The following is a 23,463-nucleotide window of genomic DNA, read 5'->3' on the forward strand; positions in this document are numbered from 1 at the left end:
GCCATCGCGCACCCGTAAAGCTCAACGCTTGCCGCGCAGCGTATTCAGGATCGCCATGCCGACGACGCCGACCAGCGCCGCGGTCGCCCACGGGCGGTCCTTGGCGAACTGCTTGGCCTTGCCGACCACCTCGGGCTGGCCATCGACGCCGGGGGCCAGCCCCTTCTGCACCGCGCCCTTGATCTGATCGACCACGCCGCCTGCCTGCAGCGAACGGTCGCCGGTCGCAGCACCAACGGTTTCCTTGATGCTGCCGACCGTGGAGTTGGTCGCGCCGGTTGCGTAATCGGTCATCGGATTGGTCCTTCGTTGATTGATACCGCGGCGTAACTATCCAGCACGGCTTTTGTGCCGTGCAGCGTTGCGATCAATCGACGAATGCGGGCGCACGCTTCTCCATCGCCGCGCGCACCGCCTCGACCTGATTGGGCGATAGCATCAGCGCGATCTGTTCGTCGCTCTCGGCGCGCAGCACGGTGGTGGCGTCGGCGTCGGCGGCGAGGTTGAACAGGCGCTTCGATGCTTTGATGGCGTGCGGGTTGCGCCCCGCGATCTCGGCCGCCAGCGCCAGCGCCGCCGCGCGCGGATCGTCCGACAGCCGCGTGACGAGGCCGTAGCCCAGCGCCTCCTCGCCCGAAAACTCCCGCGCGGTGTAGGTCAGTTCGCGCAGCAAGTCATCGCGCGCTAGCGTCCGCCACAAGGCGACGCCCGCCATGTCGGGCACCAGCCCCCAATAGGTCTCGCGGATCGACATCCGCGTCGCGGGGTGCGCGATACGGATGTCCGCCCCCGACATCAGTTGGAACCCGCCGCCCATCGCGACGCCGTGCACCGCCGCGATCACCGGCATCGGGAGTTTGCGCCAGCCCCATGCGACCTGCTGCGCGGTGTTCGCGTCGCCGTGGCTGCGCGCGCCGAGATCGTTGCCCGATCCCCCGCCCGCCATCGACGCCATGTCCAGCCCGGCGCAGAACGCCCGCCCTTCGCCGGAAAGCACCGCGACGCGCACGTCCTTCATGCCGCCAAGCCGATCGATCGCATCGACGATTCCGGCAAACATCGCCGGATCGAGCGCGTTCATCTTGTCGGCGCGGATCAGGCGGACGTCGGCGATGCCGTCCGCTACGGTGATGCTGACGCGATCGTTCATGGCTCTCTCCCAAGTGCTTTGCATCTATCGCTAACGCGCCGCGCCGGGTCGGGCAATGTTGCGCCGCAGCGACGGACGTGTAGAGCCGCGGCGATGATCGACGTGACGAAATTGCGCGCGGGCGGCGGGGACGTGATGTTCGGCGGCCACGGCGGGCGGCTGGGCATAACCTATCACGCACGCGGCGACGACTGGATCGAGCTGGCGCTGCCGTACAACGAAGAACAGATCGGCGACGCCGACAGCGGCGTGATCGCGTCGGGGCCGATCATCGCGTTGATGGATATGGCGACCAGCCTGGCGGTGTGGGTGCGGCTGAAGGGATTTGCACCGCACGCCACGCTAGACCTGCGGATCGACTACCTTCGGCCCGCGACACCCGGCCGTACCGTGATCGGCCGCGCGGAGTGCCTGCGCGTCACGCGATCGATCGCGTTCACGCGTGGGCTGGCGCATGACGGCGACCCGGACGATCCGATCGCGCACGTCGCCGCGACCTTCATGGTCCCTAGCGGCCAATATCCGAAGGTGACGCCGTGAAGCTGCCACCCTACGCCGACCTCCTCGGCGCGACCGTCGAACGCGCCGAGGATGGCACGCCTGTCCTGCTGATGCCATTCGCCGAGGCCGTGATGGGTCGGCCGGGCTTCCTCCAGGGCGGCGCGATATCGGGGCTGCTGGAAGTCGCCGCCATCGCCGCGCTTCAACATGCTCTGGCCGAAGAAGGCGGCGGACGGATCAAGCCGATCAACGTCACGATCGATTTCATGCGCGGCGGGCGCGACCGCCCGACGCGCGCCGCGGGAACGATCACCCGGCTCGGCACGCGCGTCGCCAATGTCGAGGCCTTCGCGTGGCAGGACGACCGCGCGAAACCGATCGCCGCGGCGCGGATGAACTATCTCATCGTGCGGGATTAATTCGGATCGACGCGGACCAGATTGCCGCCGTCTTCCAGCACCCAGATCGTGCCGTCCGGCCCCTCCTCGACCTCACGGATTCGTGCGCCGAGCGGGATGCGCGCGACTTCGGCAGCGGTCGAGCCGGTGACGCGTACGCGGACGAGGCCCTGCGATCCCAACCCGGCCAGCAGGAAATCGCCATTCCAGCCCACGAACCGCGTGCCGCGATACTGGATCATCCCGCCCGGCGCGATCACAGGGGTCCAGCTTACCAGCGGCGCGGCGAAGTCGGGTCGGGTGGAATGCCGCGGTAACACCTGTCCATCGTCGCCCTCCGACACGATGCGCCAGCCATAGTTTGCGCCGCGCGTGATCAGGTTGAATTCGTCGCCGCCGGTCGGCCCCATCTCGTTCTGGAACAGGCGCCCGTCCTGCGCGAAGACGAGGCCGTAGGGATTGCGATGGCCGAGCGTCCATATCTCCGATCGTGCACCCGCGGTCGCCACGACCGGACCGTCGGTCGGGATCGACCCGTCGGGATTGATACGGACGATCTTGCCCAAGGTGCCGGTCAGATCCTGCGCCGGCGCGCCCTGATGCCGTTCGCCTGCGGTGATGAACAATTTTCCGTCGGGCGAAAAGGCCATCCGTCCGCCAAAGTGACGGTCGTCGTTCAGCTTGGGCGTCTGCCGCCAGATCACCTGCACCGCGTCCAGTCGCCCGCCGCCCGCGTCCAGCGTCAACTCGCCGCGCGCGACGGCCAGCCCGGTGCCGCCGGTCCCGGCCTCGGCATAGCTGAGATAGACGCGGCGGTTGCTAGCGTAAGCGGGGTCGAGCGCCACATCGAGCAAACCACCCTGACCGACCGCGACGACGCTCGGCACGCCGGTTACCGCGGCCGAGGCCACGCCCACGGTCGTCACGATCCTGAGTCGCCCCGGTCGCTCCGTCACCAGCAGGCGGCCGTCGGGCAGGAAGACCATCGCCCAAGGATTCTGGAAAAACGCCACAGAAGTCCGCGTGACACTGGTCGTGCTCGGCGTGGGTGTCGGGGACGGCGTTGGCGAGGGGCTGGGTGTCGGCGCGGGGGTCGGTGATGGCGTTGGTGTCGGCGCGGGGCCGGGCGTCATGCCGCCGTCGTCACCGCCGCAGCCCGAAAGCGCGATCATCGACGCAAAGACAAGGCCCCAAGCGCGCCTCATCCCCGCGGCGTCAGTTTAATCAACCGCCCCTGCGAATCGCCGCCGTCTTCCAACAGATAGATCGCGCCCTCCGGCCCCTGCTCCACCTCTCGAATACGCGCGCCCATGTCGAACTGGTCACCCTTCGTCGCATTGGTTCCGGCAATATCCACGCGTATCAGCGCCTTCGACGACAATCCACCGATGAACGCGTCACCCTTCCACGCCGGGAACAGGCCGCCCGAATAGATCATCAGTCCGCCGGGCGAGATCACCGGATTCCATGAGACCTTCGGTGCTTCGAACCCGTCGCCGGGCTTGTGATCGGGAATGTCGCGACCGTCGTAATGGCTGCCGTTCGACGCCTTGGGATATCCGTAATTCTTGCCTGCGACGATCAGGTTGACCTCGTCGCCGCCCTTCGGCCCCATCTCCTGTTCCCACAGATTGCCCTGCGCATCGAACGCGATGCCCAATAGGTTGCGGTGACCGTAGCTCCACACCTCAGGCCGGAAACCCTGTGCGGCGAGCGGGTTGCCCGGCGCGGGCCTGCCGTCGGGGGTCAGCCGCAGCAACTTGCCCAGCGTCGCCTTGGGATCCTGCGCAGGATCGAACTTCTGCCGCTCGCCGTTGGTGAAGAACAGATACTTCCCGTCGGGCGAAAATGCGATGCGGCCCGAATAATGGCCGTTGCCCTCGACGAACGGCGTCGCGCGGAACAGGGTTTCGATCCCGCCGAGCGTCTCCGCCCCCGCAGCGCCAGACAAAGTACCTCGTGCCAGCACCACGCCCTTGCCGCCCGGCCCTGCCGCCGAATAGCTTAGATAGACGCGCTTCGAGGTCGCGAAATCGGGCGCAAGGACGACGTCCATCAATCCGCCCTGCCCGGCCGAATCAACCGGCAGCGTCGTGATCGTCCGCACTTTCTTTCCGTCGGCCGAGACGTGGAGCAGCTGCCCCTCCTTCTCGGTCACCAGCATCGTGCGGTCGGGCAGGAACGTCATCGCCCACGGCGAATCCAAATCGGCGACGACGGTTTCGGCGAACGGTTTTGCGCCGCCGGTCGCGGCGGGCTGCGTCCCCTGCGCGGTGCAGGCGGTGGCGGCGAGGAGGCTGGCGGCGAACAGGGCGGGTCGGATCACGGGCGTTCCCAATCGATTGAGGTCATGACAAATACCGCCGTCATGCCGGAGTTGTTCCGCCGAAGCGCGCGACGAAGTGTTGCGCACCGTTGCCGGACGGACAAGGCTTGTGGAACGCGCCCGCCCGGGTTACATACACCTCGCTATCTCTACATCGTCACGGTGAAGAGGTCGCGGGGTTCCACTCCGCGGCGGCAACAACTCATGCCCGGATACTTGCTTGACCGACATCGCAAATCTCACCCGCCTGATCGAACCCGAAACGCGCGCGCTCGGTTTCGATCTCGTGCGCGTGCGGATGCAGGGCGGGAAGTCCGATCCGACGTTGCAGGTGATGGCCGAACGCCCCGATACGCGGCAGTTGACGATCGACGATTGCGCAAACCTGTCGCGCCGCATTTCCGACGTGTTCGACGCGCTGGAGGCCGACGGTCGCGACCCGATCGACGTGGCGTATCGCCTCGAAGTGTCGAGCCCCGGCATCGACCGCCCGCTGACGCGCCTCAAGGATTTCGCCGATTGGGAAGGTCATGAGGCGCGTATCCGGCTGGTCGAACCGATCGAGGACCGCAAGCAGCTTTCGGGCAATCTGGCGGGCGTCGACGGCAGCGCGATCACGGTCGACGTGAACAAGCACAAGCCGATGACGATCGACTTTTCGCAGGTGGCGGACGCCAAATTGGTGATGACCGACCGCCTGCTCGCCGCGACCGCCCCGCTTTCGACAGAAGGCGCGGACGAAGAAGAATTTGAAGACGAGGCGTTCCCGGAATCCGAAGGGCACGTCGAAGCAGAGGAACTGAAATAATGGTGGCCACCGGCGTTACCGCCAATCGCGCGGAACTGATCGCGATCGCCAATTCGGTCGCGACCGAAAAGATGATCGATCGCGCGATCGTGATCGAAGCGATGGAGGATGCGATCCAGCGCGCCGCGCGCACGCGTTACGGTCAAGAAATGGACATTCGCGCGAAGCTCGACCCGTCGAACGGCGATCTCCGTTTGTGGCGCGTCGTAGAAGTGGTCGAGGAAGTCGACGATCTCTACAAGCAGGTAGACCTGAAGGGCGCACAGAAGCTGCAGGCGGGCGCGGTCGTCGGCGACTATCTCGTCGATCCGCTGCCCCCGATCGAATTCGGCCGCATCCAGGCGCAGGCGGCGAAGCAGACGATCTTCCAGAAGGTCCGCGACGCCGAGCGCGAGCGCCAGTATGAAGAGTTCAAGGACCGCGCGAGCGAGATCATCACCGGCGTCGTCAAGCGCGTCGAATTCGGCCATGTCGTCGTCGACTTAGGGAGAGCCGAGGGCGTCATCCGCCGCGACGCGCAGATCCCGCGCGAAGTCGTCCGCGTCAACGACCGCATCCGTTCGCTGATCCTGAAGGTCGTGCGCGAAAACCGCGGGCCGCAGATCTTCCTGTCCCGCGCGCACCCCGATTTCATGAAGAAATTGTTCGCGCAGGAAGTGCCCGAAATCTACGACGGCATCATCGAGATCAAGGCGGCCGCGCGCGATCCGGGTTCGCGCGCCAAGATCGGCGTCATCTCGCATGACAGCAGCATCGATCCGGTCGGCGCGTGCGTCGGCATGAAGGGCAGCCGCGTGCAGGCCGTCGTGCAGGAAATGCAGGGCGAGAAGATCGACATCATCCCGTGGTCCGAAGACACCGCGACCTTCGTCGTCAACGCGCTGCAGCCCGCCAACGTCAGCCGCGTCGTGATCGACGAGGAAGAGGATCGGATCGAAGTCGTCGTCCCCGACGATCAGCTTTCGCTGGCGATCGGCCGCCGCGGGCAGAACGTGCGCCTCGCCAGCCAGTTGACCGGCAAGGCGATCGACATCCTCACCGAGCAGGATGCGAGCGACAAGCGGCAGAAGGAATTCACCGAGCGCACCGAATTGTTCCAGGGCGAGCTGGACGTCGATGAGACCCTGGCGCAGCTGCTGGTCGCCGAAGGCTTCGGTGCGCTGGAAGAGGTCGCTTATGTCGAGCTCGACGAGCTGGCCGGGATCGAGGGCTTCGACGAAGACCTCGCGCAGGAATTGCAGAGCCGCGCGCAGGAGGCGCTCGATCGCAAGGAGCAGAAGAACCGCGAGGAGCGCACCGCGCTCGGCGTCGAGGATGCGCTGGCCGAACTGCCGTACATCACCGAAGCGATGCTGGTGACGCTCGGCAAGGCGAACATCAAGACGCTCGACGACCTCGCCGACCTGGCGACCGACGAGTTGATCGAGAAGAAGCGCGTCGAACCGCGCCGCCGCAACGAGGACGCCCCCAAGCGCCCCGAGCACAAGGGCGGCGTGCTGCAGGAATACGGCCTCTCCGAAGAACAGGGCAACGAGATCATCATGGCCGCGCGAGCGCATTGGTTCGAAGATGAACCGGCCACGGCCGATGCGGCTGCGGAGGGCGAAGAAGCCTGATGCCGTTCGTCTCGATCAGGATTTCAGGGACCACTTCGAAGGAGCAGAAGGCGGGGATCGTGGCCGACGTCACGTCCTCGCTGGTCGCGCGGCTGGGCAAGAACCCGGCTGCGGTGCAGATCGTGATCGAGGAAGTGTCGACCGAGAATTACGGCGCCGGCGGCCAATTGATCGCCGACCGCGACGCCCCTAAAACGCGGGAGGACGCTCATGCGGACCTCCCCCGATGAGACCCTAGACGGACCTACCCGATCCTGCATCCTGACCCGCGACCGCGCCTCCCCCGCGGCGCTGGTCCGGCTGGCGCTGTCGCCCGATGGTCAGGTATTGCCCGACGTGCGCGCCAAGGCGCCCGGCCGTGGCGCGTGGATCGGCGTCACGCGTGCGAAACTGGAAACCGCGCTCGCCAAGGGCAAGCTGAAGGGCGCGCTGTCGCGTGCGTTCAAGACCGGGGATTTCGCGATTCCCGCCGATTTGCCCGACCTGATCACCGCCGCGCTGACCCGCAACGCGCTCGACCGGCTGGGTCTCGAGGCGCGATCGGGCACTGTCCTGACGGGTTCGGACAAGATCGCCGACGCCGCGCGCTCGGGCCAGCTTCACGCACTGTATCACGCCGCCGATGCGGCCGAGGACGGCGCGCGCAAACTGGCGCAGGCGTGGCGAGTCGGCTCCGATACGCAAGGCTCCGATCTTCGGGGGTTGGCGTTGCCCGCCGGTCGCACCATATTGTCGTTGGCGCTGGGCCGCGAGAATGTGGTACATATCGGCGTTATCGACCGCTTGGCGGCCGCGCGATTGGGCGAAGCGCTCGATCGGTGGCGGCATTTTATCGGCCCTGACCTGAACTCTGTGCCTTGCGAAACGGCCTCGCAAGGCGCATCGGCGCCCGGACTTTCCGGGCAATCGCCGATGATTGAACCGGCCGTGACGACGCACGAGGAATTTGAGTGAGCGAGACCGACAACGACAAGCCGAAACTCGGAATGCGCGCGCCATTGGGGCTGAAGCGCACGGTCGAGACCGGCAAGGTGAAGCAGAGCTTCAGCCACGGCCGTTCGAACACGGTGGTGGTCGAAGTGAAGCGGCGCCGCGTACTCGGCCCGCAAGGGACCGTGCCAGAGGCTGCGCCCGTCGTTGCGCCCGAACCGGTCGCACCGCCGCCCGCCCCCGCCCCGCAGCCGTCGCCGCAGCGCGCCGCCGCTGATTCGCAGCTGTCCGCTCAGGAACGCCAGACCAAGCTGCTGCGCGAAGCCGAAGAACAGCGGATGCATGCGCTGGAAGACGCGCGTCGCCGTGAGGAAGCCGATCGCCACCGCGCCGTCGAGGAAGACAAGCGTCGCGCCGAAGACAAGCGCACCGAGGCGGATGCACCTGCGGCTCCGGCACTCGCACCCGAACCGGTCGCCGCAACGCCTGCGCCCGATCCGATCACCGTGCAGACGACCGGTCCGCGCCAGGGCGGTTTCCGCCCCGTCGCCCCGGCCGCCGCGCCGGAGCCGGTCACCGATGCACCCGTCGCTGCGCCCGTAATCGAGGCAGCGCCCGTCGCCGTCGCCGCAGCACCCGAACCCGCGCCCGTCCCGGCCAAGCCTGTCGCCGCGCCCGCGCCGGTCGTGGAACTCGCGCGCGATCCGTCGATGCCCGCGCCGCGCCGTTTTTCGCCCGTTCCCCGGCCCGAGATTCCGCGGCCTCAGCCCAAGCCAGTCGAGGCGGCCCCGGCCGCAGCCGCCAGCACCGCTGCATCGTCTGGTGGATCGCGCCCGCTGCCCAGCGGTCAGGCGACGCCGCGCGCCAACGCAACGCCCGCGCGTCCGCAACAGCGCGACCGCAAGGGTGACGAACGCCGCGGCGGCAAGCTGACCGTCAACCGCGCGCTGGGCGACGATGGCGCGCGCTCGCGCAGCCTCGCCGCGCTGAAGCGCGCGCGCGAAAAGGAAAAGCGCCACTTCGGCGGCCCGCGCGAGGCGCAGGTCAAGCAGGTCCGCGACGTCCAGGTGCCCGAAGCGATCACCGTCCAAGAACTCGCTAACCGCATGGCCGAAAAGGGTGCGGACCTGGTCAAGACTTTGTTCAAGATGGGCTCGCCCGTCACGATGAACCAAGTCATCGATCAGGATACGGCCGAACTGCTGGTCACCGAATTCGGCCACAACATCGTCCGCGTGTCCGATTCGGACATCGATCTGGCGCTGGATACAGAGGCGGACACCGACGAGGCGCTGCAACCGCGCGCGCCGGTCGTCACGATCATGGGCCATGTCGATCACGGCAAGACCAGCCTGCTCGACGCGTTGCGCGGCACCGACGTGGTGCGCGGCGAAGCGGGCGGGATCACGCAGCATATCGGCGCGTATCAGGTGACGCTGGCCGACAAGTCGCAAATCACGTTCCTCGACACGCCGGGGCATGAGGCGTTTGCGGGCATGCGCGCACGCGGTGCGAACATCACCGACATCGTCGTGCTGGTGGTCGCGGCCGACGACGGGCTGATGCCGCAGACGATCGAAGCGATCAATCATACCAAGGCTGCGGGCGTCCCGATGATCGTCGCGATCAACAAGATCGACAAGGACGGCGCCAATGCCCAGCGCGTGCGCGAGCGTTTGCTGGAGCATGAGGTGGTCGTCGAGGAGATGGGCGGCGACACGCAGGACGTCGAGGTCTCCGCGCTGAAGAAGCTCGGGCTCGACACGCTGATCGAGAAGATCAACCTGCAGGCCGAACTGCTCGAACTGAAGGCCAATCCGGATCGCGCCGCCGAAGGCACCGTGATCGAGGCGAAGCTGGACAAGGGCCGCGGCCCGGTCGCCACCGTGCTCGTCAACCGCGGCACGCTCAGGGTCGGCGATGTGTTCGTCATCGGCGCGGAGAGCGGCAAGGTCCGTGCGCTGGTCGACGACAAGGGTCGGCAGATCAAGGAAGCAGGGCCAGCGATGCCGGTCGAGGTGCTGGGGCTTTCGGGCGTACCGTCGGCGGGCGATCCGCTGCAGGTGGTAGAGAACGAAGCCCGCGCGCGCGAAGTGGCGGAATATCGCCAGAGCGTGCTGACGCAGAAGCGCACGACATCGGCCCCGGCCAGCCTGGAATCGATGTTCTCCGCGTTGAAGGACAAGCAGGCGATCGAATATCCGCTGGTCGTGAAGGCGGATACGCAGGGCACGGTCGAGGCGATCGTCGGTGCGATCAACAAGATCAGCACCGACCTGATCAAGGCGCGCGTGCTCCATTCGGGCGTCGGCGGCATCACCGAAAGCGACGTCACGCTGGCAGGCGCATCGGGCGCGCCGATCATCGGCTTCAACGTGCGCGCCAACGCAAAGGCGCGCGAGATCGCCGAACGCCACAAGGTCGCGCTGAAGTACTATGACGTGATCTACGACCTGATCGACGAGATCCGCGCCGGCATGGCGGGCGAGCTCGGCCCCGAGGCGTTCGAAACGGTCGTCGGCCGCGCCGAAATCCGCGAGGTCTTCTCGGCCGGCAAGCATGGCAAGGCCGCCGGTCTGCTGGTCACCGAGGGCGTCATCCGCAAGGCGCTGAAGGCGCGCATCACGCGGGCGGACGTCATCATCTACCAGGGCGAAATCGCCTCGCTGCGCCGTTTCAAGGACGACGTGGCGGAAGTTCGCGCCGGGCTGGAATGCGGCGTGACGTTCACGCAGAACTTCGTCGACATCAAGCCGGGCGACTTCCTCGAAACGTTCGAAGTCGAGATGCGCGAACGCACGTTGTAACTGTAATCGTCATGCCAGCGCAGGCTGGCATCTCAAGCCGCGGGCGCGACGCCGCCGTCTCGCTCGCGGCCTGAGACCCCAGCTTTCGCTGGGGTGACGCAGCCCGATAGGATGGCCGCGTCATGAAATCAGAACCCCAGGAACGATCGGTCCGTGTGTTGCGCGTCGGCGAACAGGTGCGCCACGTGCTGTCCGAAATCCTCGCGCGCGGCGACGTGCATGACGAGACGCTCGCCAAGCATATGGTCACCGTCACCGAAGTCCGCATGTCGCCCGACCTGCGCCACGCGACGGTCTTCGTGAAGCCGCTGCTCGGCAAGGACGAGGACGCGGTGCTGAAGGCGCTGCGCACCAACACCGCCTACCTCCAGCGCGAGGTCGCCGCGCGCGTGCAGAATAAATATGCCGCGAAACTGAAATTCCTCGCCGACGAAAGCTTCGACGAGGGGAGTCATATCGATGCCCTGCTCCGTCGCCCCGAAGTTTCCCGCGATCTCGGCTGAGCCGTACAGCTTCCGGGCGATGACCTGGAGCGACCTGCCGATGGTTCGCCGCTGGCTCGCTACGCCCGCGGCGCGCAAATGGTGGGGCGATCCCGCGCGCGAGGAGGGGTTGCTGCGCGAGGACATGGACGAACCCGCGATGTCGATGCTGATCGTCGCACACAACGGCGAACCCTTCGCCTACGCGCAGCATTATGCGGTCCACACCTGGCCGCAGCCGCAGTTCCAGCATCTGCCACCCGGCGCGCGCGCGATCGACACGTTCATCGGCAAGCCGACGATGCTCGGCCGCGGCCACGGCACCGCGTTCCTCCGCGTCCTCGCCCGCCATTTGCGCGAACACGGCGTCCCGGAGGTCGCGATCGACCCGGACATCACCAACTACCGCGCCCGCCGCGCCTATGCCCGCGCCGGGTTTACGCGCGAGGCGATCGTCGCAGGTGCCGCCAAGCGCCCCGCGGTAGTGATGCTGTTCCGCGATTGAACAGCGCCGCGACCGGCGGCAGGATCATTTGATGGCCAAGCTATATTTCTACTACGCCAGCATGAATGCGGGCAAATCGACCAATCTGCTGCAGGCCGATTTCAACTATCGCGAGCGGGGCATGCGCACGATGTTGTTCACCGCGGCGCTCGACGATCGTTTTGCGGCGGGGACGATCACGTCGCGGATCGGGTTGTCCGCGGCCGCGACGACGTTCGACGCCGCGACCGATATCGCGGCGTGCGTGCTCGCGCAGCCGAACCCGGCGTGCGTGCTGGTCGACGAGGCGCAGTTTCTGAACGCCGCGCAGGTCGATCAACTTGCGCGGTTGGCCGATACGCACGGCATCCCCGTCCTCGCCTACGGCTTGCGCACCGATTTCCAGGGACGGTTGTTCGAGGGATCGGCGCGGTTGCTGGCGCTGGCCGATGCGCTGATCGAGATCAAATCGGTATGCGCGTGCGGGCGCAAGGCGACGATGAACCTGCGCGTCGACGCCGATGGCCGCCCGGTCGCGGAGGGTGCCCAGACGGAGATTGGCGGGAACGACCTGTACGTGGCGCTGTGCCGGCGCCATTTCGTCGAGGCGTTGCGCACCTGACTGCCCACCCCGGCGAAGGCCGGGGCCCAGCGGCGAGACGGATGTTGGTAGGTCCGGCGCTACATTATCGAGATCGTAGAAACTGGGCCCCGGCCTTCGCCGGGGTGGTGCGACATACGAACTGAACGCCGTGCTGGCGGAAGACGCCGCCTCGGCCTATCTCCGCGCGATGACCCCCGACAATGTCGTCTATGCCGCCGCGGTGTGGATCATCCCGCTGGTGATCGCGATCGTCTTCCACGAAGTCGCGCATGGCCTTGCCGCGCGCGCGCTGGGCGATCCGACCGCGGCGGAGCAGAAGCGCCTGACGTTCAACCCGATCCGCCACGTCGACCCGGTCGGCACGGTCATTCTGCCGCTGATCCTGGCGATCGCGAAAGCGCCGGTGTTCGGTTGGGCGAAGCCGGTGCCGGTACGCGCCGAACGCCTGCGCAATCCGCGCTTCGGGATGATGGCGGTGGCGCTGGCCGGGCCGGGGATGAACCTCGCGCTCGCCGCTGTGACCGCGGTCGTGATCGGCGTCGTCGCGGGGCAATCGTTCGGCGGCCCGCCGCAGGGGGTCGCCGGGTTCCTGTGGGCGAACCTCATCAACTTCCTGCTGATCAACGTCTTCCTCGCGGTGTTCAACCTGCTGCCGATCCCGCCGTTCGATGGCGGGCACGTGGTCGAGGGCCTGCTGCCCCGGCCGCTCGTGCCGCAGTGGCAGAAACTGGCGCGGTTCGCCTTTCCGATCCTGATCCTGCTGCTGGTCGTGCTGCCGATGATCTGGCCCGGGGCCAGCGTCGTCCAGCACATCGTCGGCCCGCCCGCGGATGCTTTGGTCCGTGCGTACCTGTCGTTCGCCAATCTGTTCAGCTGACTCCGGTGCACGGCTGGATCATCCTCGACAAGCCGTTCGGACTCGGTTCGACGCAGGGCGTCAGCGCGGTGAAGCGGGCGCTGCGTGACGGCGGTTATGGGAAGTTCAAGGTCGGCCACGGCGGCACGCTCGATCCGCTGGCGACCGGCGTGCTGCCGATCGCGCTGGGTGAAGCGACGAAGCTCGCCGGGCGGATGCTCGACAGCGACAAGATGTATGATTTCACGGTTCGGTTCGGGGAACAGACCGATACGCTGGATACCGAGGGCAAGGTGATCGCGACCAGCGACGTGCGGCCGACGCTGGCGCAGGTCGAGGCAGTGTTGCCGCGCTTCACCGGTGCGATCGAACAGGTGCCGCCGGCGTACTCGGCGCTGAAGGTGGATGGCGCGCGGGCGTATGATCTGGCGCGGGCGGGGGAAGAGGTGGTGCTGGCGACGCGTGGGGTGACAATCTTCTCGCTTTATTCCTCCCCGGAACGGGGAGGGGGAACGCGAAGCGGTGGAGGGGCAGTCGCGGGCGCACCGCTTGGGGCTGCCCCTCCACCATCGCTTTGCGACGGTCCCCCTCCCCGTTCCGGGGAGGAGTTAGAAGGCGTCACCCTCACCGCGCATGTCTCCAAAGGCACCTACATCCGCTCCCTCGCGCGCGACATCGCGTTGGCGCTCGGCACCGTCGGCCACGTCACCTACCTTCGCCGCACGAAGGCCGGTCCGTTCAGCCTCGCGCACGCGATTACGCTGGACAAACTGGCCGAACACGCTAAGGCCCGCGCGATTGAAGACATACTCCTGCCGCTGAGGGCGGGGCTGGACGACATCCCGGCTCTGTCCCTCGATCCCGACCAGGCAGGGGCGCTCCGACAGGGGCGCGTGCTGGTCGGGATCGCCACGGATGACGGCCAATATTTCGCGTGTGCGGGCAATACCCCCGTCGCGCTGGTCGAGGTCAACGACGGTAACGTCGTCGTTATTCGCGGTTTCAACCTCCCGATGTCGAAGGAAGACTGAATGACGATCACTGCAGAGCGCAAGGATGCGCTTATCAAGGAACATGGCCGCGTCGAAGGCGACACCGGTTCCCCCGAAGTCCAGGTCGCGATCCTGACCGAACGGATCCGCAACCTGACCGAGCATTTCAAGGGTCACAAGAAGGATAACCACTCGCGCCGCGGCCTGCTGATGATGGTCAACAAGCGCCGCAGCCTGCTGGATTATCTCCGTCACAAGGACGGCGACCGCTATCTGGCCCTGATCGCGAAGCTGGGGCTTCGCAAGTAACCAAAGAGCGCCTTCGGGCGCTCTTTTCGTATCTGCCCGTCGGCAATTCGGCGTGACGGGCATGGAAGCGACAATTCGCTTCACACCGCCGCGGGCCGGCTAGCCCGCAACACAGGAACCGGCGCGCATCTGGCCGCCGGACGAAGGAAAATACATGTTCGATACCAAGAAGGTAAGCATCGAGTGGGGCGGACAGACCCTCACGCTCGAAACCGGCAAGGTCGCCCGTCAGGCCGACGGCGCGGTGATCGCCACGCTCGGCGAGACGGTCGTGCTCTGCGCGGTGACCGCCGCCAAATCGGTGAAGGAAGGCCAGGATTTCTTCCCGCTGACCGTTCACTATCAGGAAAAGTTCTCGTCCTCGGGGCGCATCCCCGGCGGCTTCTTCAAGCGTGAACGCGGCGCGACCGAGAAGGAGACGCTTGTCTCCCGCCTGATCGACCGTCCGCTCCGCCCTTTGTTCCCCGAAGGTTTCTACAACGAGATCAACTGCATCGCGCAGGTGATGTCGTATGATGGAGAGAACGAGCCCGACATCCTCGCGATGATCGCGGCGTCGGCGGCGATGACGCTGTCGGGCGTGCCCTTCATGGGTCCGATCGGCGCGGCGCGCGTAGGCTATATCGACGGCGACTACATCCTGAACCCGACCGACGAGCAGGTCGCAGAGGGCGATCTCGACCTGGTCGTCGCCGCGACGCACGACGCGGTGATGATGGTCGAATCCGAAGCCAAGGAACTGTCGGAAGACGTCATGCTCGGCGCGGTGATGTTCGCGCACAAGGCCTGCCAGAAGCTGATCAACGCGATCATCGAACTGGCTGAGCAGGCCGCCAAGGAGCCGTGGGAACTGAAGACCCAGGACGACAAGGCAGCGGTCAAGGCGACGCTGAAGAAGCTGATCGGGAAGGATCTCGAAAAGGCGTACAAGCTGACCGACAAGCAGGAACGCCAGACCGCGATCAACGACGCCCGCGCCAAGGCGCGCGACGGCATGGCCGACCTGAAGGACAGCGATCCGCAGGCGTATCTCGCCAGCCTGAAACTGGTGAAGAAGCTGGAGGCGGACATCGTCCGCGGCGCGATCCTGAAGACCGGCAAGCGCATCGACGGCCGCACCACGACGCAGATCCGCCCGATCGAATCCGAAGTGCACTTCCTGCCCCGCGCGCACGGCTCGGCGCTGTTCACGCGCGGCGAGACGCAGACGATCGCGACCACCACGCTCGGCACGCGCGACAGCGAACAGATGATCGATGGTCTGGGCGGTCTGTCCTACCAGCATTTCATGCTGCACTATAACTTCCCGCCCTATTCGGTCGGCGAAGTCGGCCGCTTCGGCGCGCCGGGGCGTCGCGAAGTCGGCCACGGCAAGCTCGCATGGCGCGCGTTGCACCCGGTGCTGCCGACGAAGGAGGAGTTCCCGTACACGATCCGCGTGACGTCGGACATCACTGAGAGCAACGGCTCGTCGTCGATGGCGACGGTCTGCGGCGGTTCGCTGGCGCTGATGGATGCCGGCGTGCCGATCAAGCGCCCCGTATCGGGCATCGCGATGGGCCTGATCCTGGAGGGCAAGGAATTCGCCGTCCTCAGCGACATCCTGGGTGACGAAGATCACCTCGGCGACATGGACTTCAAGGTCGCGGGCACGTCCGAAGGCATCACCACGATGCAGATGGACATCAAGATCGCCGGCATCACCGAAGAGATCATGAAGGTCGCGCTGCACCAGGCGAAGGAAGGCCGCGACCATATCCTGGGCGAAATGGCCAAAGCGCTGTCGTCGACGCGTACCGAGCTGTCGGCGCACGCGCCGCGGATCGAGACCTTCTCGATCGACAAGTCGAAGATCCGCGAAGTCATCGGCACCGGCGGCAAGGTGATCCGCGAGATCGTCGCCACCACCGGCGCGAAGGTCGACATCGACGACGAGGGCGTCATCAAGGTGTCGTCGTCCGACAGCGCGCAGATCGAGGCCGCGATCAAGTGGATCAAGGGCCTCGTCGAGGAAGCGGAAGTCGGCAAGATCTATGACGGCAAGGTCGTCAATCTGGTCGATTTCGGTGCGTTCGTGAACTTCATGGGCGGCAAGGACGGTCTGGTCCACGTCTCGGAAATCAAGAACGAGCGCGTCGAAAAGGTCTCGGACGCGCTGTCCGAAGGCCAGGAAGTCAAGGTCAAGGTGCTCGAGATCGATCCGCGCGGAAAGGTTCGCCTGTCGATGCGCGTCGTCGATCAGGAAACCGGCGCAGAGCTGGAAGACACCCGCCCGGCACGCGAACCGCGTGAGGGTGGCGATCGCGGCCCCCGCGGACCGCGGCGTGACGGCGGCGGTGGTGGTGACCGTGGCCCGCGCAGCGGCGGTGGCGGCGGTGACCGCGGCCCGCGGCGTGACGGCGGCGGCAACGGCGACCGCGGCCCGCGTCGCGAGCGTTCGGAAGGTGCAAAGGACGACGGCCCCGCGCCCGAGTTCGCGCCCGCGTTCCTGACCAACGACCGCGACTAACACTATCCTTGGGAGGGGATGACGAAGGGGCCGGGCGGCAACGCCCGGCCCCTTTTCGTATTGATCGAGATTTGAATCGCTTCCGTAACGGGACCGATCCGCGGCGCGGCCCGTTGGGGCTACATGCTGTTACCCGCCAACGATATCGAGCATCCGCTCGCCCAGTCCTTTCGCGCGTTCGTCGAGGACCGCGCGTTCCCATGCGTTGGCGCGAAATCCGCATTGGGGAATGAGCAGATGCGTTTCGTCGTCGCGCGCGACATCCGTTCGGGCTGGGACGATCTGCGCATCTATCCGAACCTGCTCGACCTCGCGCAATCGTACCGCGCAACGCCGACGCTGTTCCAGTCGCTGGTGGTGCTGTTCGAGGAAGACCCCGCGCTGGACGAGCCTGCGTTCGAGGACGTCCTGTGGCAACGCGTCCAGTCGCTCAGCGACAAGGACGACTGGCTCGGCCAGAAACCCGATCCTCGGGTCAGCGCCGACCCCGATTCGCCGCATTTCTCACTGTCGTTCGGCGGCGAGGCGTTCTTCGTCGTCGGCCTTCATCCGCACGCCAGCCGCCCCGCACGCCGTTTCGAACGCCCCGCGCTCGTCTTCAACCTGCACGATCAGTTCGAACAGTTGCGCGCACAGGGACGCTACGAACCCCTGCGCGAGGCGATCGTTGCGCGCGACGTGAAGCTGGCCGGCGCGGCAAACCCGATGCTTTCGCGCCACGGCAGCACGAGCGAGGCGCGCCAATACAGCGGGCGATTGGTCGGCGACGACTGGCGCTGTCCGTTCAGCGCGCGCGAGGTCCAGAATGTCGCATAGGATCGAACCGCGCTCGGGCGTCGCGTTCGACGTGCCCAAGGGCGCGACGCTGACCGTCATCGACCCCACCGGCGAACAGGTCGCCGACCTGCTGGCATTCGCGAAGGACGACGTGCGAGAGGTCATCTCGTCGGGCCGCACGCTTGACTACGCCAACCGCATCTACCTGACGACCGGCGACAAACTCTATTCGAACCGCAGCCGCGTCCTGCTGGAGATCGAGCGCGACGACGTCGGCCGCCACGATTTCCTGCTGACCCCGTGTTCGAAGGACACGTTCCGCATCATCTATGGCGACACCGATCCGCACCGCGGCTGCTTCGGCAACCTCGCCGCCGCGCTCGCGCCATACGGCGTGACCGAGGACATGATCCCGGTCGCGTTCAATGTATTCATGAATGTCCCGGTCGACGGCGTGACCGGCCAGCTACGTGTCGATCCCCCGCTCAGCCGCGCCGGCGACCGCGTCGTGTTTCGCGCGCACGAGGATTTGATCGTCGGCCTGACCGCGTGTTCGGCGCTGCAATCCAACAACGGCAGCTTCAAGCCGATCGATTATGAGGTGACGGCCGCGTAGTCGCTGACCCGCTCATCCCGAGGAGGGGCTTCGCTTGTCGAAGCCCCGTCTCGAAGGACCGTCCGTGTCCTTCGAGACGCCATTTCGACAAGCTCAATGGCTCCTCAAAATGAGCGGGAGCAAGTGACGCGAACATCATCCTGTCCACTACCTAAACTATTTGCCCCCAGTCTATCGAACGGCACATACCTCAATCTCGGAACCCCGGATCGATCCGGTCCAGCTTCCGCAACAATGCAGGCCAGGCCAGCCGTTCCGCCAGCATCCCCATGCCCTCGGGATTGCTCTGTCCGGCGACCTTATGTTCCACGCCCTGCGGCGGATTGTTCAGATTCTCGCGCCCCGCCGACAGCATCAGCACCTGCGCCTCGCACGCGCGTTCCAGGAAATACAGCCGTAGGAAACACGACGCGACGCTGTCGCCGACCGCCAGCGTGCCGTGGTTGCGCAAGATCATAACGGTCTTAGTCCCGATATCCTGCACCAACCGCTCGCGCTCCTCCAGGTCGGTCGCGATGCCCTCATAGTCGTGATACGCCACGTCGTGCCCCGCGATCATCGCGGTCTGCGTATGCGGCAGAAGGCCGAACTCCATCGCGGACACCGCCTGGCCATGCGGCGTGTGGAGATGCATCACCGCGGCCGCATCCTCGCGCGCCATATGCAGCGCGGAGTGGATCGTGAAGCCCGCGGGGTTCACCGGGTGGTCGGTGTGCCCCACCGGCTGTCCCTCGACGTCGATCTTCACCAGCGACGATGCGGTGATCTCCTCGAACATCATGTCGTAGGGGTTGATCAGGAAATAATGTTCCGGCCCCGGCACCCGCGCCGACAGATGTGTGAAGATCAGGTCGTCCCAGCCGTATAGCGCGACCAGCCGGTACGCCGCCGCCAGATCGACCCGCGCCTCCCATTCGCCGGGGACGTAGGTGGGTGTCATCTCGACCGATGCCAGCGTGGCCATGTCCGCTCTCCATGTCTGATTTGCCGGGCAGGATACCGGACGGGACGAGGCCGAACAAGCTACGGCCGATACCCCGCGGCTCATCGTGCGATGCGCCGGAGCAAGACGGTCTTGTAAGCAGCCGCCACCCGGCCGACTGGCGGGTTGCCAGCGGGCGCGCTGTTGCAATAGCCCCGTGAAAGAGCGCCGGAGAGAAAGCGAATGGAGAATGTGCGGGACGCTGTTCGAGAAGCGGCGGGCTATGCCGACGCCGCGCTGGAATCGCTGCGGACACGGCTCGCTACGTCCAGCCTCGATGCCGAGCAGCATGTCGCACACGGCTATGCCTGGGTGGCGACCGCCGCCGCCGCGCTGGAATCACTCGCGACGTGGCATGAAACCCTAACGATCGCGCGCGAAGCGCACGAGGTCGAGGATCTGATCGTGCGCATCGCGCTCGGCGAGACGCTCGCCCAGTTCATCGGCGGCGTACCGATGGGACAGAATGAATTCTTCCGCCCGCTCGCTCTGAACCTGGAGGATCGCGCGCGCGAACTGGCGGCGCACCCCGCCGTCCGATCGTTCCTCGTCGATGGCAACACCGCCCGGACCAGGGGGCGGCTGGTGGCGCTCCTGCGCGACGGCGTATCCGCTTCCGATCGCCTGGGCGACGACATGCTCGACGCGATCCGCGACCAATATCGCCGTTTCACCGACGAGCGGATCGTTCCGCGGGCGCATGACTGGCATCTTGCGAATACTCTCCTTCCGGACGATCTGGTCCAGGCGATGGCCGATATGGGCACGTTCGGCATCTGCATCCCGGAGGAGTTCGGTGGGCTTGGCCTCGGCAAGCTCGTGATGTGCGTCGCTACGGAGGAATTGTCGCGCGGCTGGATCGGCGCCGGTTCGCTTGGCACCCGTTCGGAGATCGCCGGCGAGTTGATCATGCTGGGAGGCACGCCCGAACAAAAGGCGTATTGGCTGCCGCGCATCGCCAGCGGGGAAACACTGCCGACCGCCGTCTTCACCGAGCCCGACACCGGATCGGACATCGCCAGCCTTTCGACCCGCGCGACGCGGACCGAACACGGCTGGCGGATCGACGGCGCGAAGACCTGGATCACGCACGCCGCCCGCGCCGACCTGATGACGCTGATGGCGCGCACGCTGCCGGACACGGGCTATGCCGGCCTCTCGATGCTGCTGGTCCCGAAACGGCGTGGCGGCGAGTCCGATCCATTCCCCGACCAGGGCCTGACCGGCAGCGAGATCGAGGTGCTGGGCTATCGCGGGATGCGCGAATATGCGCTCCAGTTCGACGATTTCGCGGCCCCCAGCGACGCCCTATTGGGTGGACACGAGGGAGCGGGTTTCAAGCAGTTGATGCAGACCTTCGAAGGCGCGCGTATCCAGACCGCGGCGCGCGCGGTGGGCGTGGGCCGTCGCGCGTTCGACCTCGCGTTTCGCTACGCCAGCGACCGCACGCAGTTCGGCCGGCCGATCATCGAATTCCCGCGCGTGTCGGACAAGCTCGCGATGATGCTGGTCGATACCGTGATGGCGCGCGAACTGACCTACGCCGCGGCCCGCACCAAGGATCGCGGCAAGCGGTGCGACGTCGAGGCCGGGATGGCGAAACTGCTCGGCGCGCGCACGGCGTGGTCGAATGCCGATGCCGCGCTCCAGATCCACGGCGGTAACGGCTATGCGCTGGAATATGAGATCAGCCGCATCCTGTGCGACGCCCGGATCCTCAACATCTTCGAAGGTGCAGCGGAAATCCAGGCGCAGGTGATCGCGCGGGGCAGGCTTCAGCGCCGCAACTGACGCGTGAACGGTCCGACGTGCTGAAACGGACCGTCATCCTCCGCGCGCGATCCCCGCGTTACAACCCCGCCTTCAACGTCACGAACACCTGCCGCGGCGCGCCGATCAGCAACGTCTGGTTGTCGCCCGAATTGCCGAAGCCGTTCGACCCGATCGTCGCGACGTAATCCTTGTCCAGCAGGTTCGTGCCGTTGACCTGCAGCTCGACCTTCCGATCCCCCGCGACCGTCAGGCGAACCCCGGCGGAAGCGTCGAACAGGACGCGCCCCGGCACCGACCGGTCGTTGCTGTAGGTGAAAAACCGGCGGCTCATGTAATTCCCGCCGACCCGGCCGAAGAACAGGTCGCTGTCATAGGTGATCTCACCCGACGCGATGTGCTTCGGCGCATCGACCACCGTCTTGTCGCGAATCGAGACGCCGCCGAACAGGCTGCCGTCCGCGTTCAGGATGTCGTCGCGATATTTCGAATCATTGTACGCATAGGAACCGAACGCGCCGAACCCGCCCGGCAGGCGCACCTGCCCGGTCGCCTCCACACCGTACGATCGCACCCCGCCGACGTTGCGCAGGATCGCGGGGTTCCCGACGATCCCCGCGCCGTTCGCAAAGCCCAGCAGCCGGTTGCGGAAGTCGACGTAGTAACCCGCCAGCGATCCGGTGAAGATGCCGCGCCGCAGCCGCCCGCCCAGTTCATACGTATCCGACTGTTCGGGCTTCAAATCGCCCAACTGGTTGAACCCGATCTGCGTCGTCGCGAACGGCCCGCCGGTTGCGGACGCGGTGAACGCACGCGTCACCTGGCTGAACCCGCCGAACAGTTCCGCGCCATCGGTCACGCGGAACGTGAAGCCCGCGCGCGGCTGGAACCAGTCGGTCGTCTTGATCTTGCCCGACGCCAGGCTGCCCGCGGTCAGCGGCGTCGCGGTCGCGCGGACATCATACCCTTTCCACCCCAGGTCGATCGTCAGGTCGCCGAAGGTGAGCTTGTCCGACACGTGATATTGTAACGTGTCGGTCTGATAGCGATAATCCCATTGCGTGAAGAACGGCATGGTCGGAAAATCGAGCGCATCGCGCGTCGGCGTCGTCCGGCTGTCCAGTCCGTAGAAGCGCCGCGCCTGGCGAAAATCGTTGCGTTCGTACCACGCGCCGACGGTCACGTCGCCGAACGCGCCGAGATCGCTGCCGACATCGCCGAACACGCCCTTGCGGTGGATGTCGTATTCGGTCGTGCGGACCGAGATCGGCACACCCGACGGCGACGGTACATAAGGCGTGAACCAGATGCCGCGACCATGATTGTCGTGGTAGTAACCGCGCAAGGACGCGTGGACCTTCGACTCCTTTTCGGTCTGCACCCCGACCGACGCGAGATAGTCCGTCCGCAACCCCGCCGCATCGTAATAGGCGTCATCGGCGTTGGCGAACGGCGCAGGATAGGTCGTGCCCGCCGCCGGATTCAGCTTCGCCGCGCCGGTGTAGCCGGTATTCGCGCCGACATCGGCGACCAGCACGGCCTTCTGGAAATCGTCGGTGATATTGTCCCAGCGATAGCCAAGCCGCCGGATCATGTCCTGCGACATGTCTTGATAATCCTGTTCGCGCCGGTCCGAAAAATTGAACGTCGCGTCGAACCGCAACGCGCCGACCGGCGCGACCGCCTTCACATTCACCTGATGCTGGCGCTGCGACCCGAACCCCTTCCACTTGTCGGTATCGAGATAACCGTAGGAGAAATACGCGCTCGGGCCACCCGCCCCCAGTTCACCGGTGTCGAAGCGTCCGAACGCGCGCACCGTCTCGTCGCTGCCATACGTCCCGTTGACGGTGAGCGCGGCGACCGGCTTCGGGTCGGAGGAGAAGAATTCGATCGTCCCGCCCAGATTGTTCGTCGCCTGCGTCCCGATCGCGCCCGACCCCTGCGACACCGCGACACGCCCGATATTCTCCGAACTGATCGCGCGGCTGACGTGCAGTCCGTTGGTGTTGCCATACGATCCGTCGCCCAGCGGAATGCCGTCCAGCGTGAAACCCAATTGATTCTGGTTGAAGCCGCGGATCGATACGCGCTGCGACCATTCATACGCACCGAACGCGTCGGCCGACTGGAAATTGACACCGGGCAGTTTCTGGATCGCCTTCAGCGCGCTGGTCCCGGGGACCAGCAGCTCGAAATCCTGCACGCCAAGCTGCTGCACCTGTCGCGTCTGCCCTTCGCCGATCACGACGATATCCTCGGGCACCGCGGGCTCGGACTCGGCCGTGGGCGCAGGCGCATCCGGCGCGGCCATCGCGGTCAGCGGGAATGCGCAGGCCGTGGACAGGAGCAAGGCGGCGATCGAAAGGCGCTTCATCGGATTATCCCCTGCCGGGCGATCGCAGCGATCCCCGCTGCCGCCGCGCTAGGCCGGGATTGTTTCAAACCGTGTCTGTTTCGATGACGGAGCGACGACTCGGTGGTGACGAACGAAAGACAGCGTACCCGGCCCCTTGTGTTGCCGAAATACAACACCATCTGATCGC

The 23,463-nt window shown here is 66.1% G+C and carries 23 protein-coding genes; 17 read left to right on the forward strand and 6 right to left on the reverse strand.

The annotated features are described in order from the left end of the window. Nucleotides 1-21: 21 nt before the first annotated feature. Together M0208_RS07800 and M0208_RS07805 are read right to left on the reverse strand one after the other, a co-directional pair. The gene (locus M0208_RS07800) at nt 22-294 is read right to left on the reverse strand and encodes a CsbD family protein (RefSeq protein WP_258891148.1); all 273 of its coding nucleotides are present in this window, start codon (nt 292-294) and stop codon (nt 22-24) included. Nucleotides 295-367: 73 nt separating this feature from the next. Continuing rightward, the gene (locus tag M0208_RS07805; RefSeq protein ID WP_258891149.1) at nt 368-1,150 is read right to left on the reverse strand and encodes a crotonase/enoyl-CoA hydratase family protein; all 783 of its coding nucleotides are present in this window, start codon (nt 1,148-1,150) and stop codon (nt 368-370) included. Nucleotides 1,151-1,243: 93 nt separating this feature from the next. Between M0208_RS07805 and M0208_RS07810 the strand changes: the two genes are divergently transcribed. Both M0208_RS07810 and M0208_RS07815 read left to right on the forward strand, forming a co-directional pair. Beyond that, complete coding sequence (locus M0208_RS07810) at nt 1,244-1,690, forward strand: PaaI family thioesterase (protein WP_258891150.1); 447 nt, start codon at nt 1,244-1,246, stop codon at nt 1,688-1,690. Beyond that, nucleotides 1,687-2,070 (forward strand): PaaI family thioesterase, encoded by a 384-nt coding sequence (locus M0208_RS07815; protein ID WP_258891151.1) that lies wholly within the window; start codon nt 1,687-1,689, stop codon nt 2,068-2,070. Before M0208_RS07810 ends, M0208_RS07815 begins: the two co-directional genes overlap by 4 nt. On the opposite strand, the gene M0208_RS07820 is transcribed toward M0208_RS07815, so the two are convergent. Together M0208_RS07820 and M0208_RS07825 are read right to left on the reverse strand one after the other, a co-directional pair. Then, nucleotides 2,067-3,254 carry a PQQ-dependent sugar dehydrogenase gene (locus M0208_RS07820; protein WP_258891152.1) on the reverse strand — a complete coding sequence of 396 codons (1,188 nt, stop codon included), beginning with the start codon at nt 3,252-3,254 and terminating at the stop codon, nt 2,067-2,069. The two genes, M0208_RS07815 and M0208_RS07820, sit on opposite strands and share 4 nt — an antisense overlap. Further along, complete coding sequence (locus M0208_RS07825; protein ID WP_258893195.1) at nt 3,251-4,372, reverse strand: PQQ-dependent sugar dehydrogenase; 1,122 nt, start codon at nt 4,370-4,372, stop codon at nt 3,251-3,253. Before M0208_RS07825 ends, M0208_RS07820 begins: the two co-directional genes overlap by 4 nt. 223 nt (nt 4,373-4,595) lie before the next feature. On the opposite strand from M0208_RS07825, the gene rimP reads away from it, so the two are divergent. The 14 genes from rimP (at nt 4,596) to M0208_RS07895 (ending at nt 18,165) form a co-directional block, all read left to right on the forward strand. Beyond that, nucleotides 4,596-5,183, forward strand: coding sequence for a ribosome maturation protein RimP (rimP, locus tag M0208_RS07830; protein WP_258891153.1), 588 nt, complete (start codon nt 4,596-4,598; stop codon nt 5,181-5,183). Nucleotides 5,184-5,185: 2 nt separating this feature from the next. Beyond that, nucleotides 5,186-6,799 (forward strand): transcription termination factor NusA, encoded by a 1,614-nt coding sequence (gene nusA / locus M0208_RS07835; RefSeq protein WP_258893196.1) that lies wholly within the window; start codon nt 5,186-5,188, stop codon nt 6,797-6,799. Beyond that, the gene (locus M0208_RS07840; protein ID WP_258891154.1) at nt 6,799-7,029 is read left to right on the forward strand and encodes a 4-oxalocrotonate tautomerase family protein; all 231 of its coding nucleotides are present in this window, start codon (nt 6,799-6,801) and stop codon (nt 7,027-7,029) included. Before nusA ends, M0208_RS07840 begins: the two co-directional genes overlap by 1 nt. Then, a complete protein-coding gene (locus M0208_RS07845) occupies nt 7,010-7,753 on the forward strand; it encodes a DUF448 domain-containing protein (protein ID WP_258891155.1) in 744 nt (247 codons plus the stop codon). Before M0208_RS07840 ends, M0208_RS07845 begins: the two co-directional genes overlap by 20 nt. Then, nucleotides 7,750-10,536, forward strand: a complete 2,787-nt coding sequence (gene infB / locus M0208_RS07850) for a translation initiation factor IF-2 (protein WP_258891156.1) — start codon at nt 7,750-7,752, stop codon at nt 10,534-10,536. Before M0208_RS07845 ends, infB begins: the two co-directional genes overlap by 4 nt. Before the next feature lie 122 nt (nt 10,537-10,658). Beyond that, nucleotides 10,659-11,039: a 30S ribosome-binding factor RbfA gene (gene rbfA, locus M0208_RS07855; protein WP_258891157.1), complete on the forward strand. Its 381-nt coding sequence runs from the start codon at nt 10,659-10,661 to the stop codon at nt 11,037-11,039. Further along, nucleotides 10,996-11,523: an acetyltransferase gene (locus M0208_RS07860; protein ID WP_258891158.1), complete on the forward strand. Its 528-nt coding sequence runs from the start codon at nt 10,996-10,998 to the stop codon at nt 11,521-11,523. Before rbfA ends, M0208_RS07860 begins: the two co-directional genes overlap by 44 nt. Nucleotides 11,524-11,554: 31 nt before the next feature. Then, entirely contained in the window at nt 11,555-12,124 is a 570-nt protein-coding gene (locus tag M0208_RS07865; protein ID WP_258891159.1) for a thymidine kinase, read from the forward strand. 169 nt (nt 12,125-12,293) lie between these two features. Next, the gene (locus M0208_RS07870) at nt 12,294-12,983 is read left to right on the forward strand and encodes a site-2 protease family protein (protein WP_258893197.1); all 690 of its coding nucleotides are present in this window, start codon (nt 12,294-12,296) and stop codon (nt 12,981-12,983) included. Nucleotides 12,984-12,988: 5 nt separating this feature from the next. After that, entirely contained in the window at nt 12,989-13,993 is a 1,005-nt protein-coding gene (gene truB / locus M0208_RS07875) for a tRNA pseudouridine(55) synthase TruB (RefSeq protein ID WP_258891160.1), read from the forward strand. Continuing rightward, entirely contained in the window at nt 13,994-14,263 is a 270-nt protein-coding gene (gene rpsO / locus M0208_RS07880) for a 30S ribosomal protein S15 (RefSeq protein WP_258891161.1), read from the forward strand. It abuts the gene before it with no gap. Between the two features lie 154 nt (nt 14,264-14,417). Beyond that, nucleotides 14,418-16,772 carry a polyribonucleotide nucleotidyltransferase gene (gene pnp / locus M0208_RS07885; protein WP_258891162.1) on the forward strand — a complete coding sequence of 785 codons (2,355 nt, stop codon included), beginning with the start codon at nt 14,418-14,420 and terminating at the stop codon, nt 16,770-16,772. 123 nt (nt 16,773-16,895) lie between these two features. Continuing rightward, entirely contained in the window at nt 16,896-17,588 is a 693-nt protein-coding gene (gene gntA / locus M0208_RS07890; RefSeq protein ID WP_258891163.1) for a guanitoxin biosynthesis heme-dependent pre-guanitoxin N-hydroxylase GntA, read from the forward strand. Further along, entirely contained in the window at nt 17,578-18,165 is a 588-nt protein-coding gene (locus tag M0208_RS07895; protein ID WP_258891164.1) for an urea carboxylase-associated family protein, read from the forward strand. Before gntA ends, M0208_RS07895 begins: the two co-directional genes overlap by 11 nt. Nucleotides 18,166-18,355: 190 nt before the next feature. On the opposite strand, the gene M0208_RS07900 is transcribed toward M0208_RS07895, so the two are convergent. Continuing rightward, on the reverse strand, nt 18,356-19,129 hold the full coding sequence (locus M0208_RS07900; RefSeq protein ID WP_258891165.1) for a class II aldolase/adducin family protein: 774 nt from the start codon (nt 19,127-19,129) through the stop codon (nt 18,356-18,358). Between the two features lie 201 nt (nt 19,130-19,330). Between M0208_RS07900 and M0208_RS07905 the strand changes: the two genes are divergently transcribed. Continuing rightward, nucleotides 19,331-20,938 (forward strand): acyl-CoA dehydrogenase family protein, encoded by a 1,608-nt coding sequence (locus tag M0208_RS07905; protein WP_258891166.1) that lies wholly within the window; start codon nt 19,331-19,333, stop codon nt 20,936-20,938. Between the two features lie 58 nt (nt 20,939-20,996). Here M0208_RS07905 and M0208_RS07910 read toward each other — a convergent pair whose 3' ends face one another. After that, on the reverse strand, nt 20,997-23,294 hold the full coding sequence (locus M0208_RS07910; RefSeq protein ID WP_258891167.1) for a TonB-dependent receptor: 2,298 nt from the start codon (nt 23,292-23,294) through the stop codon (nt 20,997-20,999). Nucleotides 23,295-23,463: the final 169 nt, after the last annotated feature.

It is taken from the genome of Sphingomonas sp. SUN019 (assembly GCF_024758705.1).
Lineage (GTDB): Bacteria > Pseudomonadota > Alphaproteobacteria > Sphingomonadales > Sphingomonadaceae > Sphingomonas.